The organism is Comamonas koreensis (genome assembly GCF_021026195.1).
GTDB lineage: Bacteria > Pseudomonadota > Gammaproteobacteria > Burkholderiales > Burkholderiaceae_C > Comamonas > Comamonas koreensis.
This window is the reverse complement of the sequence record NZ_JAJNCT010000006.1, coordinates 1-13,393: the sequence shown is the minus strand read 5'-3', so window position 1 is coordinate 13,393 and position 13,393 is coordinate 1. Positions and strand designations below refer to the sequence as shown.

Below are 13,393 nucleotides of genomic sequence, written 5' to 3'. Positions count from 1 at the left end.
CATTTTCACAACCGATGACCACCATGAAGATCGTCAACATCCTCGAATCCACCCGTCCCATCAAGTCGGACATCCGCAACGCCTACATCGACTTCTCCAAGATGACCTTGAGCCTGGTCGCTGTGGTCACCGATGTGATCCGCGATGGCAAGCCCGTCATTGGCTATGGCTTCAACTCCAACGGCCGCTACGGGCAGGGCGCGCTGATGCGCGACCGCTTTATCCCCCGCGTGCTGGAGGCCGAGCCCGGCAGCCTGCTGGACGAGACCGGCGAGAACCTGGACCCGCACAAGGTTTGGGCCCGCATGATGATCAATGAAAAGCCAGGCGGCCACGGCGAGCGCTCGGTGGCTGTCGGCACCATCGACATGGCTGTCTGGGATGCCACGGCCAAGATCGCCGGCAAGCCCTTGTTCCAGCTGCTGGCCGAACGCTATGGCAATGGCACGCCCAACCCGCGCGTGTTTGTCTATGCCGCCGGTGGCTACTACTACCCCGGCAAGGGCCTGGATGGTTTGACGAAGGAAATGGAAAGCTACCTGGCGCGCGGCTACTCGGTGGTCAAGATGAAGATCGGCGGCGCCACCCTGGCCGAGGACTGCGAGCGCATTGAATCGGTGCTGAAGATCCTGGGCCCGGGCCAGCAACTGGCGGTGGATGCCAATGGCCGCTTTGACTTGAAGACCGCCATTGACTACGGCAAGGCGCTGTCGCAGTACCCGCTGTTCTGGTACGAAGAGGCCGGTGACCCGCTGGATTTTGAACTGCAGGCCAAACTGGGTGAGGTCTACAAAGGCCCGATGGCCACTGGCGAAAATCTGTTCTCGATGCAGGATGCCCGCAACCTGATCCGCCACGGCGGCATGCACAAGGACCGCGACTGGCTGCAGTTTGACTGCGCGCTGAGCTATGGCCTGGTGGAGTACCTGCGCACCTTGGACATGCTCAAGGAATACGGCTGGTCGCCCAGCCGCTGCATTCCCCACGGCGGCCACCAGATGTCGCTGGCCATCGCCGCAGGCCTGGGCCTGGGCGGCAACGAGAGCTACCCGGACCTGTTCCAGCCCTATGGCGGCTTCCCCGATGGCGTGGAGGTGGACAACGGCTATGTCACCCTGCCAGCGCTGCCGGGCATTGGCTTTGAAGGCAAGTCCGATCTGATCGCGGAGATGCGGGCGCTGGCGTCTTGATTGTGTCCTGCGGCAAGTGCTTTGGAATAGGGCGCTTGCAGCAATTATTTTGAGAATAGGCAAGTGGTCGCGCCAGGCAACGCTTGCCACTGCCTTCCCCAGCCGCGCTTTCTATGCGCTTTCGCGCCTCTGCTTATCCAAAGCCGAGGCGTTTTCTTTTTGGGCCATGCCTGCTGGGGCATGCGCAACTATCGCTGAGAGCAGGGGATGCCTCGGCGGTTTCTTAGGCCTTTGACGCCAGCCAGCACCGCCTGTGCATAGGCCTCCCAAGCCCCATCCAGCAGGGGCAAAAACACACAGCGCCCAGCGACCAAGGGTTAGCACTGAAAGCCATTCAGGCTTTTGTTTGTACTATTTACCTGTCGGCAGGTATGTAGTCCAACACCAAGATCTGGACGGCCGGCCAAAGACACGGTTCATCGCAAAAAAAGAGCTGATCAAGGAGACAACGTGAAATCTGTACGCCCGCATGCATTGCTTTTGTCGTTATTCGCGGCCATGGCCGCGCCGTCCGCGTCCTGGGCCCAGGTCAGTGATGACGTGGTCCGCATCGGAGTGATGGGGGACCAGACGGGCCCTTACTCGGGCAACGGCGGTCCTGGCCATGCGCTGGCCGTCAAGATGGCGGTCGAGGATTTTGGTGGCAAGGTGCTGGGCAAGCCCATCGAGGTGGTGGTAGCGGATGACCAGAACAAGCCCGACATTGGCTTGAGCATCACCCGCCGCTGGCTGGATGTGGAGAAGTTCGACACGATCGTCGGCAACTCCGCCTCGTCGATCGCGCTGACGGTGGCCCAGCTGATGAAAGAGCGCAGCAAGCCCTACCTGATCGCAGGCACCACGACGGCCGACCTGACCAACAAGGCCTGCTCGCCGATGAATTTCAACTTCGTTGCCGACTCCTACGCCATGCCCAAGGCAGGGGTGAAGGCGCTGATGAAGCAGGGCGTCAAGAGCTTCTACTTCATCGCGGTGGACTATGCGTTTGGCCAGGCCTACTTGGACGAGGCCACGCGCTTTATCAAAGAGGGCGGCGGTAAAGTGACCGGGGTCACACGCCACCCGCTGGGCACGGCCGATTTCTCGTCCTACCTGCTGCAGGCGCAGGCCAGCGGTGCCGAGGCGATCGTCATCATCAACGCCGGGCTGGACCTGTCCAACGCGCTCAAGCAAGCGGCTGAGTACCGCATTGCGCGCGGTGGGCAGAAGGTAGCGGTGTTTGGCATGACCATCAACAGCGTCACCGCCATGGGCCTGGATGTGGCCCAGGGCCTGCAGCTCGCGCTGCCCTTCTACTGGGACCAGAACGACGAGACCCGGGCCTGGTCCAAGCGCTTCATGGCGCGCTACAACAATGGCGCGCCCACCTATCTGATGGCCGGTGCCTACAGCGCCACCATGCACTACCTGCAGGCCGTGCAGGCCGCTGGCACCGACGAGGGCAAGGCCGTGGCGGCCAAGATCCGCGAGCTGCCGGTCAACGACTTCTTCTCCAAGCAGGTCAAGGTGCGGGCCGATGGCCAGGTGCTGCGCCCGCTCTATGCGGTGCAGGTCAAGACCCCGGCGGAGTCCAAGGCCAAGTTCGACTACTACAAGATCATCGGCACCATCGCGCCTGAAGAGGCCTGGCGCCGCGCCTCCGAAAGCGCCTGCGACCTCCTCAAGGGGCAGTGATGGGCGGCATTCTCGTCACCGGTGCCGCACGCGGCATTGGCCGTGCCATTGCGCTGCGGCTGGCCCAAGACGCCCATGACCAGGGCGCTAGGGCGCAGCTGACCCTGCTGGACCAGCATGCCGCCGAGCTGGATGTGGTGGCTGCCGAGTTGCAAGCCCTGGGCGCCCGGGTCCAGGTGCTGGCGGGTGATCTGTCAGGACTGGACTTTGCCGCCCAGGCGGTGGCCGCTGCCGTGCAGCACTGGGGCGGGCTCGATGGCCTGGTCAGCAATGCCGGCGCGGCTTTCCCTGGTGCCTTGAGCGACTACCCAGTCGCCGACTGGGACCGGACCTTTGCGCTCAATACGCGGGCGCCGTTGCTGCTGGCCCAGGCGGCGCTGGCGCCGCTGCGTGCCAGTGGCGGCAGCATCGTGGTCATCACCTCGGTATCGGCCAGCCATGCCACCCCACCACTGGGCGCCTACAGCGCCAGCAAGGCAGCCGCGCTGATGCTGGTGCGCCAGCTGGCGACCGAGTGGGGGCCGCTGGGTCTGCGCATCAATGCGCTCTCGCCCGGTTTGATTGCCACGCCCGGTACTGCGCTGGCCTATGCCGATCCGGCCGCCAAGGCCCACCGCGAGCAGCGCGTGCCGCTGCGCCGCATTGGTGAGCCCGGCGATATAGCCGGTGCCGTCAGCTTCTTGCTGAGCGATGCGGCTGCCTACATCAACGGTGCCGAGCTGGTGGTCGATGGCGGACTGACCCACACCATGATGGCCTCGCTGCCCCAGCAGGCCTGGCAGGACCAGGCGGCGCAGCGCCGCTTGCCCCAGACCGCTGCCGCAGGCTAGGCCGCAACGGGCCAGCCCCTAGCAACAACGTATTTTGTGATGGAGACCTGCCGTGTCTATCTCTCAAAAATTCAAGCGGGCCGCCACCTGGGGCGTGCTCATCGGCGCCTGGGCCGGGGCCGTGGTGCAGGCGGCGGAGTTCCCTGACAAGCAGGTCACCATCGTCGTGCCCTATGCGGCCGGCGGTTTTACCGACCAGGTGGCCCGCGCCATTGCACCGGTGCTGGCCGAGAAATGGGGCAAGCCGGTGGTGATCGACAACCGCCCCGGCGGCGGCACCACCATTGGCACGGCCCTGGTCGCCCGGGCCCCCGCCGATGGCCATACCCTGTTGCTGAGCAGCCTGGGTTATTTGACCAATCCGCTGATGATGCCGCGCCTGCCCTATGACCCGCAGGACCTCAAGCCGCTGATGATGGTGTCCGAGTCGCCCAGCGTGCTCTATGTGGGCAAGCAAGTGCCCGCCAACAACCTGGCCGAGTTCGCCAGCTATATGCGCGCCAACGATGGCAAGGTGGCCTTTGCGTCATCCGGTGTGGGTTCCAGCCCGCATATCTGCGCCGAGATGCTGGCCTCGGCCGTCGGCGCGCACATCATCCACGCGCCCTACCGGGGCAATGCCCCGGCCTTGAATGCCTTGATGGCCGGCGAGGTGGCTGCCTTGCTGGATGCGCCCAGCTCGGTCAGCTATGTGCAGGCCGGGCGCATGAAGGTGCTGGGCGTTGCCAGTGACAAACCCGTGCGCAGCGCACTGCCGCTGACCCCGTTCTCCCAGTCGTCCGCGCCCGAGCTCAAGCCCTACAGCTGCAGCAGCTTCTTTGGCTTCTTCATGCCCGCCAAGGTGCCCGCCGCACTGCAGCAGCGAATCTACCGCGATCTGCGCGCGGTGGTGGAAGTGCCCACGGTGGCCGAGGGCGTCACCCGCCCCGGCGGCGAGCTACACCTGCTCGGCCCCGAAGACTTCACCGCCTACCTGGATGCCCAGCGCCCGCGCTGGGCCGCCGTGATCCGAGAAAAGCACATTACCCAGGAATGAGGGCAGGGGGCGCCCAGCCCCTGCCTGCCCCTTGTCGTTTGATTTGACCTTGAACCCGGAAACATGACAGCAACCACCGATCCCTATGCCGACTTTCGACAAACCCTGCGCGACTTTGCGCAGCAGCACTGCCCGCCCGCGCTGAAAGCCAAGGTCCGCGCCAACGAGAAGCTGGGCCGCGCCGAGATGAGCGAGTGGGCCAAGATCCTGCAGCGCAAGGGCTGGAGCGCGCCCAACTGGCCGATCGAATGGGGCGGCACCGGCTGGGACATGCAGCAGCGCTACCTGTTTGAAGAGGTGATGGCGCAGCAAGACTGCCCGCCGCTCTACCACCATGGCATCGGCCATATTGGCCCGGTGATCATGCACTTTGGCACGCCCGCACAAAAGGAGCGCTACCTGCCGCGCATTGTGGACGGCAGCGAATGGTGGTGCCAGGGCTACTCCGAGCCCGGCGCCGGCTCCGACCTGGCCTCGCTGCGCACGGCAGCAGTGCGCGACGGCGATGACTATGTCATCAACGGCCAGAAGATCTGGACCTCCCATGCGCAGGAGGCGGACATGATGTACACCCTCGTGCGCACCTCCAAAGAAGGCAAGAAGCAGGCCGGCATCTCCTTGCTGCTGGTGCCAATGAATGCGCCCGGTATCGAGGTGCGCCCCATCCCGACGATTGACCACTGGCACCATGTCAACGAGGTGTTCCTGCGCGATGTGCGCGTGCCCGTGGCCAACCTGATTGGCGAAGAGGGCGGTGGCTGGGCCTGCGCCAAGTTCCTGCTTGACCGCGAGCGCCTGTCGCCCGCTACCGTACCGCGCCTGGTGCGCCTGCTGGAGCAGATCGAGCAGCCGCTGCGCGAGCGCGGCCGTACGCAACAAGGCGCCAGCCAGCACATGCTGCTGGAGCGCTTGTTCCTGGCGCAGGCGGCCGTGGCTGGCGCCAAGGAGATGCTGATCAGCGCCATCGACGAAGAGATGCAGGGCACCCTGGCCTCGTCCAAATCCTCGGCGCTCAAGCTGTTCTGCTCCGACCTGGCCCAGCAGATCATCGGCATTGCCTTTGACATGAGCCCCGACTACGCAGCGCGCCTGATTCCGAGCCTGCCCGAGGACAGCCCCGCCGATGTGGAGCTCAAGCGCGAGCTGATCCACACCTACCTCTTCTACCGCTCACGCACCCTGGCCGGTGGTACCAGCGAAGTACAAAAAAACGTGATTGCACGCGATATCTTTGGAGCCTGACCCATGCCTTTTCAAGCCTCTCCCATGTTTCCGGGCGATTTGTACGACACAACGCTGCGGGTGGCAGCCGATGCTGTGGCGGTCAATGCCGCTTTGACCGAAGCCCAGGCCACCGACCAGGCCAGTGACAGCTGGCAGCAGTTTTTGGAGCTCGGCTGGCAAGCCGTGCTGGTGCCCGAGGCCAGTGGCGGCGCGGGCTCCACCTTCGCCGATGTGGCCTCGATCGCAGAGGCCGCTGGCCGCTATGGCCTGACCACGCCGCTGGTTGCACGCTGCGCCGTGGTGCCAGCGGTGCTGGGCGCCATCCCCGGCCGCGACGATGTGGCGCAGATGCTGGGCCTGCTGGCCGCCGGCGAAGTCTCCATCGCCCCCGTGTTTGCGCATGACGGCAGCTGCAGCCTGACGGCGATGGTCGATGCCGAAGGCGTGCAACTGCAGGGCAGCCTGCGCGGCATCGACCTGAGCGAGCCGGCCAGCCATCTGCTCTTCCTGGCCCGCAGCGCTGCTGGCGAAGCCTTGCTGCTGCTGGCCAGCCGCGACCAATTAGGCGGCAGCCTGCAAAGCTGGGCCGGCCATGACGGCCGGCTGACCGCCGACCTGGCGCTGAAAGCCACACGCCTGCCCGCCAGCACCGTGCTGCAAAGGGGCCGGGCGGCAGTGGCTGCGGCCGAGCGCGCCGGTACCGTGGGCGCGCTGGTCTGCTGCGCGCAGATCGTCGGCGCCATTGGCGCGATGGTGGAGCAGACGATTGAATACCTGAACACCCGCCAGCAGTTTGGCGTGCAGCTCTCCACCTTCCAGGCGCTGCGCCACCGCACGGTAGAGATGTATGTGGCCTATGAGAGCGTGCGCGGCATGGTGCGCGAGCGCGTGGTGGCCTTTGACCTGGGGGATGGCGATGCGCATGCGGTGGCATTGCTCAAGCACTACCTGTCGATCGCGGCCCGCCAGGTGGGCGAGTCGGCGATCCAGCTGCATGGCGGCATCGGTATGTCGCGCGAGCTGCCCGCCGCCCGCCTGGCCATGCATGCGATTGGCTGCAGCCTGCAGTGGGGCGACCGCTACGAGCAGCTCGACAGCCTGGCCGCCGACATGGCCGCCGAGATCGCGGCCGAAGTGGCTGCCGAATCCGCCCCTACCGCCGCCCGCGCCTGAGAGGACCCGCCATGAGCCACGCATCTTCGTCCCTCGACGCCTTGTTCCACCCCCGTTCGGTGGCGCTGGTGGGCGCCTCGTCCGATCCCGAGCGCATTGGCGGCCGGCCGCTGCGCTTCATGCTCGAAGCCGGCTTTGCCGCGCCCATCTACCCAGTCAACCGCAGCGGCGCGCTGATCCAGGGCCTGCAGTCCTACCAAAAGGTGTCGGATATCCCGTTTCCGGTCGACCAGGCCATCATCTGCGTGCCGGTGGCCGGGGTGGAAGAGGCTGTGCGCGATGCCATTGCCAAGGGCGTCAAGGCCATCCAGGTGATGACAGCCGGCTTTGCCGAGATTGACGCAGCCGGCCGTGCGCTGCAGGACCGCATTGTGGGCCTGTGCCGCGCTGCAGGTGTGCGCATGCTGGGCCCCAACTCGCTGGGCCTGCTGAATGTGCCGGCGCGCTTTTTCTCGACCTTCTCCACCTTTCTCAACGGCGCCCAGCCCCAGCCGGGCTCCATCTCGTTGGCCACGCAAAGCGGCGCCTTTGGCTCGGCCGCCTATGGCCTGGCCACCTTGCGCGGCCTGGGTTTCAGCAAGATCATCGCCACCGGCAACGAGGCCGATGTTGATGTGGCCGAGAGCATCGACTACCTGGCAGACGACCCCGACACGCGCATCATCTGCGCGGCGGTCGAATCCTGCCGCGATGGCAACCGCCTGCGCCGCGCCTTGCTCAAGGCGGCGCGTGCCGGCAAGCCGGTGCTGATCATGAAGGTAGGGCGGACCGAGCTGGGTGCCGCTGCTGCCTCCACCCACACCGGCTCGCTGGCCGGCAATGACAAGGTCTACGACACGGTGTTCCGCGAATGCGGCGCCCTGCGGCCCGAGTCCATCGAGGAGATGCTGGACATCGCCTACCTCTACACCGTCAGCGGCGTGCTGCCGGCCAATGACGAGCTGGGTGTCTTCACCGGCTCGGGCGGCATTGGCGTGCTGATGGCCGACGAGGCGGGCGCACAGGGCATGGAGCTGCCCCCCTTGCCCGCCCCCGCCCGCGAGGCCACCTTGGCGCTGCTGCCCTTTGCGGTGGCCGCCAACCCGCTGGACATGACGGCCCAGGTCACCTCGGTGGCCAGTGGCACCGCGCGCACCCTGGCTGTGATGCTGGAGCACACGCGCTATGGCGCGGTGCTGGGCTACCTGGCCCATGTGGGCCTGTCGCCCGAGCGCTTTGCCAGCACCCAGCAAGAGATTGCGGAACTGGCCGCGCAGCACCGCGAGCGCCTGACCATCCTGGTGATGCTGGCCTTGCCCCAGGTGCGCAGCGCGCTGGAAAAGCAGGGCGTGGCCGTGTTTGAGGACCCGACCCGCGCGGTGCGCGCCGTTGCCAGCCTGGCCAAGATCCGCCAGCGCTGGCAGACGCTGTACCAACTGCCCGACGGTGCGCAGACTGCCGCGCCGGCTTTGGCGCTGGACGATGTGCATACCGAAAGCGGCGCCAAGCGCGCGCTGGCAGCCGCTGGCCTGCCGGTGCCGCCCGAGCATCTGTGCAGCAGCGCTGCCCAGGCGGCAGCTGCCGCAGCGCAGGTGGGCTTCCCGGTCGTGGCCAAGATCGTCTCGCCCGACATCGCGCACAAGACCGAGGTCGGCGGCGTCATGCTCAACCTGCAGGATGCCGCTGCCGTCGAACGCGCCTTTGGCACCTTGATGGACCGCGCCCGCACAGCGCGGCCCGGTGCCCGCCTGGAGGGCGTGTTGATCGCCCCGATGCTCAGTGGCGGCGTGGAGGTGATCCTGGGCCTGCACCGCGACCCGACCTTTGGCCAGATGGTCATGTATGGCAGCGGCGGCACGGCGGTGGAGCTGTTCCAGGATGTGGCGCTGGCATCGGCACCGCTCACGGCAGCCCGTGCCCAGGCGCTGGTCGATGCCGTGCGCTCCAGCCAGCTGCTGCGCGGCTGGCGCGGCGGCCCGCAGTATGACGAGGCTGCGCTGGTGCAGGCGCTGTGTCGGCTGTCGGAGTTTGCCATGCAGCATGCCGACCGGGTGCAGAGCGTAGACATCAACCCGCTGATGGTGCGCACCCGGGGCGCCATGTGCCTGGATGCGGTGATCGAGCTGCGCGCGCAGGAGGAACAGCCATGAGCAGCGAAGCACGACTGGCCCAGCTGGAGGCACGGCTCCAGGCGCTGAGCGACCGCGAGGCGATCCGCGAAGCCCTCTACTCCTACTGCCGGGGCATTGACCGGGGCGACGAAGCGGCCCTGCGCGCCGCCTACTGGCCCGATGCCACAGACCGCCATGGCGCTTACCAGGGCAGTGCGGAAGGCTTTATCCAGGCGGCGCTGCCCCAGCTGGCCAAGGGGCGCTACATCCACAACATCGCCAACCTGTCCATCCATCTGAACGGCGATGCCGCAGCAGTAGAGGCGTATTTTCTGGCCTACCAGACCGACACCGATGCCGTTGGCGCGCCGCGCGCCACCTTCTTGTGCGGCCGCTATGTCGATCTGTTTACCTGCCGCGCCACGACCACCGCCGCGCGCGAATGGCGGGTGGCCAAGCGCGTGGTGGTCTACGACTGGCAGGACATCTGGGCCGCGCCCACGCAGGACGAAGCCGCGCGCTTTGGCCGGCGCCTGCCGATTGGCGCCAGGGCGCCTGACGACCCCTGGTACGCGTTGATGCGCGAGGTGGCCATGCCCGCCAGTCCTTAAGCACTACCCCGCTCTGGCGGATCGCTTCCGCCCCTTCTGCCCCTGCATCTGACAGCAGGGACTCCTTTTCTCACTGCCTTGCCTAGCGCGGTGGGGATCTGCTCGGTCTAAAAAAACAGCAAAGCGTTTTCACCGTGGTCGTGCATGGGGCCAGGTCCGACCACGTCTTTCCAAAAGTACTACAGGAGACAAACCATGAAAGCCAACAAGCCCAGACTTCATCCGCTGCTCGCAGCACTCATCGCCACCACAGCGGCAGGGGGAGTAGCGGCGCAAACCGCGCAGACCCAGGAGCTCAAGCAGATCACCTCGCCAGCCGGGGGGCTGGCCTCAGGCGGCAGCAGCTCGGTACAGGTTTATGGCCTGATCGACAGCAGCGTGGCCAGCGTATCCATGCAAGGCCAGCGCGCCACCAAGCTGGAGAGCGGCCACATGATGGGCTCGCGCCTGGGCTTCAAGGGCAGCGAGGACCTGGGCGGCGGCCTGCGGGCCAACTTCCAGCTGGAGATGGGCATCAACACCTCCAACGGCGCGCAGCAGCAAAACCAGGGCTTTGGCGCCAAGGCCTTTGGCCGGGGCTCGCTGATCAGCCTGACCGGCAACTTTGGCGAGCTGCGCATGGGCCGTACCCTGGCATCGCTGCCGACCGAAGTGCAGGCCGTGGGTGACCCCTTTGGCCTGGGCGGCGGCGGCAACCTGCAGGGCATCCAGCCATCGCCCGGCCGGCAGAACAACAACATCCTCTACCAAAGCCCCTCGTTTGGTGGCTTTATCGGCAAGGCGGCCTACACCATCAGCGAGTACACGCGCCAGAACATCGACATCGAGCACCGCGCCCACCAGTACACCCTGGCGCTGTTCTACAAGAACGATGCCTGGAGCGCAGCCGTATCGGCCACGCGCATGACCAACCCCAGCGATGGATCGGCGGTGCGCTATTTCAACTCGGCGCTGGCCTATGACTTCAAGGCCTTCAAGCTGTTTGGCTCGTTCGCCACCTTCAAGAACCCCGGCGCGGCCATCACGCCCACTGTGAACACTGGCCTGGACAACAGCGGCCAGCTCGCCGGCTTCCCCTCCGTGGGCTACTACGAAGGCCAGGACGACCGCAGCTTCTCGATCGGCGCCTCCGTCAAGCTCGGCCCAGGCACCTTGCTGCTCAACGCCATCGACCTGAACGACACCGGCCCGCTGAACCGCGATGCGCGCCAGTACGGCGTGGCCTACCTGTACCCCATGTCCAAGCGCACCACCTTGTACACGGACTATGGTTATGTGAAGAACAAGAACGGCGCCGGCTACACCTTGACCGGTGCGGTGACCGCTGCGGGCTTTACCAACAACGGCAACAGCAATGCCTACCGGGTGGGCATCATCCACAGCTTCTAAAGGCTGAAATACGCAACAAGGCCCAGGCGTTTGAAGCGCCTGGGCCTTGTTTGATGGGGAGTAGCTTTAGCGTGTTGGATTGCTAGCCAGCAGCCCTTGGAAAATCATGTCAATGTACTGCTGCACCACCTGGCGGGTGCTGAGCCGCCCGGTGGGCGAGTGCCAGCGGGGCAGCTGGTTCAGCACCGCCAGCAGCATGCGGCTGGCAATGGTGGGGTCCACCTTCTGGAACACCTGGCTGTCAATGGCCTGTTTGACCGCGTCGCGCAGCAGTTTTTCATACTCGTCACGCAGGGCCAGGTTCTCGGTGCGGGGCTTGGCATTGTCGCCAAACCAGAACATGTTGGAGCCGGCGATCCAGGAGTCGCGGTTGCGCTCCATATAGTCGGCCGAGGACAGCATGAACTCGCGCACCTTGGCCTCGGGGCTGGTCACCTTGCCCATGGCGGCAGATACATAGTTGACGAGGGTGCGCATGCCATCGACCAGGATGCTCTCGTAGAGCGCATCCTTGTTGGGGAAGTGGTAGTACAGCGCGGCCTTGGTGATCTGGGCTTCTTCGGCAATGTCGCGCAGCGAGGTGCCGTCAAAGCCCTTGGTGGCAAACAGCCGCATCGCTATTTCTATCAGTTGCTCTTTCCGGTCTTCGACACGCATGCGTGTGCTGCTGCCTTCTTCGGGGGCGTCGGAGGTTTTCGTCGTGTTTTTTTGCATAGTCACCAAAATTTATGTGCCCTGATATCGCCCGGGAGACGGTCGATCCGCACCCGGCTGCTTGTGGCTTCTGGGCGGTGGCACCATCATAGTTCAACGAAAATCATCCATCCACCGGGCCCAGCCCAACGCTGTAGGGAGGGGGCGCAAAGGCTGCGTTGCCCCAGGGTTGTAGCCCAGGGGCGGCAGCGATCGATGATTCTCGGCACGGGGGAAAGGGGGGCCGCTAACAAGGCCCAGCAAACCGATGGTTTGCAGTTGAGGCTCGCCCCCCGACAAGACAGGGCGCGGCCGGCGAAGCAACAACCTATCAAGGCCTGTGTCAGCGGCTCTCAGCGGTACCCGGCTAGTCTCAGCGGCCCTTGTAGACAGGCTCGCGCTTCTCCAAAAACGCCTGCTGCGCCTCGCGCGTGTCTTCCGTCTTGGACAGCGCCACCGTGTTGCCTTGCTCATAGCGGTAGGCATCACGCGTGGGCATCAACAAGGTCATGCGCGCGGCTTCCTTGGCCAGGCGCAAGGCGATAGGGCTCTTGGAGGCAATCTCGCGCGCCATCTCCATCGCATAGGGCATCAGCTGGTCGGCGGGCAGGCAGGCTTCGATCAGGCCCAGGCGGTACATCTCTTGCGCCGACACCTTCATGCCGGTAAAGAACATGCGGCGTGCGCGCGATTGGCTGAAATAGCGCTGCAAGAAGGTGACACCCCCAGCCAGCCCCACATTGATTTCAGGCATCGAGAAATAGGCGTCTTCCGAGGCCACCCAGATGTCCGAAGCCATCACCAGCCCAAATCCAGCCCCCAGCGCTGGGCCGTTGATCGCCGCAATGATGGGCTTGGAGCATTCCATGATCGCGTTGTTCGACTCGCGCACCAGGCGGTTGTGGCGGCCATAGGCACCCGGCTCACCCGCCAGGTTGGGGCGCTCGCGAATGTCGGCACCGGCCGAGAACACCTTGCCCGTGCCCGTGAGCACGATGCAGGCCACATCGTCGCGGTCAGACAGCTCGTCAAACAGCTCCATGATCTCGTTGCGGAACTCCTTGTTCTGCGCGTTGACGGGAGGGCGGTTGAGGGTGACAACGGCAATCTTGTCTTTGATGTCGACGATGAGCGTGTTGTAGGCCATGCAGGGTCTCCTGGTTGAATACTAGTAATTTACCGGTCGGCAAGTAAATATTAGCGAATAACGGCGGAGGGCTCAAGCGGGTTGGTACGGGGGAGGGGTGGGGGTGTCGCTCAGGTGATTGGGGTACTGCAGGCGGGCCGAAGCAGGGTGTCGTCTGGGTGGCTATGCGCGCCAACGCTTGAAGATATTTGATTTTTTCGCGCCAGGATTTGAACTGGACGTATGCGCGTTTAGAGGCTTCAGGGAACTCGCATTCGTCGTTGGCACGCTAGTGGGCTTCCCCCGGTTTTCCGGACACATCGAATGACATGATGCGTTTAGGAGGCGAATATGCCA

11 protein-coding genes are annotated in these 13,393 nt (G+C 65.1%); 9 read left to right on the top strand and 2 right to left on the bottom strand.

Going from position 1 to position 13,393, the window contains the following annotated elements; all coding sequences use genetic code 11:
• Nucleotides 1-23: 23 nt before the first annotated feature.
• The 9 genes from LPW39_RS06820 to LPW39_RS06780 all read left to right on the top strand — a co-directional run bounded on the left by LPW39_RS06820 (nucleotide 24) and on the right by LPW39_RS06780 (nucleotide 11,217).
• Nucleotides 24-1,190: a mandelate racemase/muconate lactonizing enzyme family protein gene (locus LPW39_RS06820; protein WP_230772955.1), complete on the top strand. Its 1,167-nt coding sequence runs from the start codon at nucleotides 24-26 to the stop codon at nucleotides 1,188-1,190.
• Between the two features lie 450 nt (nucleotides 1,191-1,640).
• On the top strand, nucleotides 1,641-2,864 hold the full coding sequence (locus LPW39_RS06815) for an ABC transporter substrate-binding protein (protein ID WP_230772911.1): 1,224 nt from the start codon (nucleotides 1,641-1,643) through the stop codon (nucleotides 2,862-2,864).
• Entirely contained in the window at nucleotides 2,864-3,694 is an 831-nt protein-coding gene (locus LPW39_RS06810; protein WP_230772910.1) for an SDR family NAD(P)-dependent oxidoreductase, read from the top strand. The genes LPW39_RS06815 and LPW39_RS06810 overlap by 1 nt, the downstream gene beginning before the upstream one ends.
• Nucleotides 3,695-3,746: 52 nt before the next feature.
• A complete protein-coding gene (locus tag LPW39_RS06805) occupies nucleotides 3,747-4,730 on the top strand; it encodes a Bug family tripartite tricarboxylate transporter substrate binding protein (RefSeq protein WP_230772909.1) in 984 nt (327 codons plus the stop codon).
• Between the two features lie 63 nt (nucleotides 4,731-4,793).
• Nucleotides 4,794-5,972 carry an acyl-CoA dehydrogenase family protein gene (locus LPW39_RS06800; RefSeq protein ID WP_230772908.1) on the top strand — a complete coding sequence of 393 codons (1,179 nt, stop codon included), beginning with the start codon at nucleotides 4,794-4,796 and terminating at the stop codon, nucleotides 5,970-5,972.
• A 3-nt stretch (nucleotides 5,973-5,975) separates the two neighbouring features.
• A complete protein-coding gene (locus tag LPW39_RS06795) occupies nucleotides 5,976-7,127 on the top strand; it encodes an acyl-CoA dehydrogenase family protein (RefSeq protein ID WP_230772907.1) in 1,152 nt (383 codons plus the stop codon).
• Nucleotides 7,128-7,138: 11 nt separating this feature from the next.
• A complete protein-coding gene (locus LPW39_RS06790; protein WP_230772906.1) occupies nucleotides 7,139-9,256 on the top strand; it encodes an acetate--CoA ligase family protein in 2,118 nt (705 codons plus the stop codon).
• Complete coding sequence (locus tag LPW39_RS06785; RefSeq protein ID WP_230772905.1) at nucleotides 9,253-9,828, top strand: nuclear transport factor 2 family protein; 576 nt, start codon at nucleotides 9,253-9,255, stop codon at nucleotides 9,826-9,828. Before LPW39_RS06790 ends, LPW39_RS06785 begins: the two co-directional genes overlap by 4 nt.
• Nucleotides 9,829-10,023: 195 nt before the next feature.
• Nucleotides 10,024-11,217 (top strand): porin, encoded by a 1,194-nt coding sequence (locus tag LPW39_RS06780; RefSeq protein WP_230772904.1) that lies wholly within the window; start codon nucleotides 10,024-10,026, stop codon nucleotides 11,215-11,217.
• A gap of 66 nt (nucleotides 11,218-11,283) precedes the next feature.
• Here the strand turns inward: LPW39_RS06780 and LPW39_RS06775 are convergent, their stop codons facing one another.
• A complete protein-coding gene (locus LPW39_RS06775; RefSeq protein WP_230772954.1) occupies nucleotides 11,284-11,931 on the bottom strand; it encodes a TetR/AcrR family transcriptional regulator in 648 nt (215 codons plus the stop codon).
• A gap of 352 nt (nucleotides 11,932-12,283) precedes the next feature.
• Complete coding sequence (locus tag LPW39_RS06770) at nucleotides 12,284-13,057, bottom strand: enoyl-CoA hydratase/isomerase family protein (protein WP_021028139.1); 774 nt, start codon at nucleotides 13,055-13,057, stop codon at nucleotides 12,284-12,286.
• Nucleotides 13,058-13,393 lie beyond the last annotated feature (336 nt).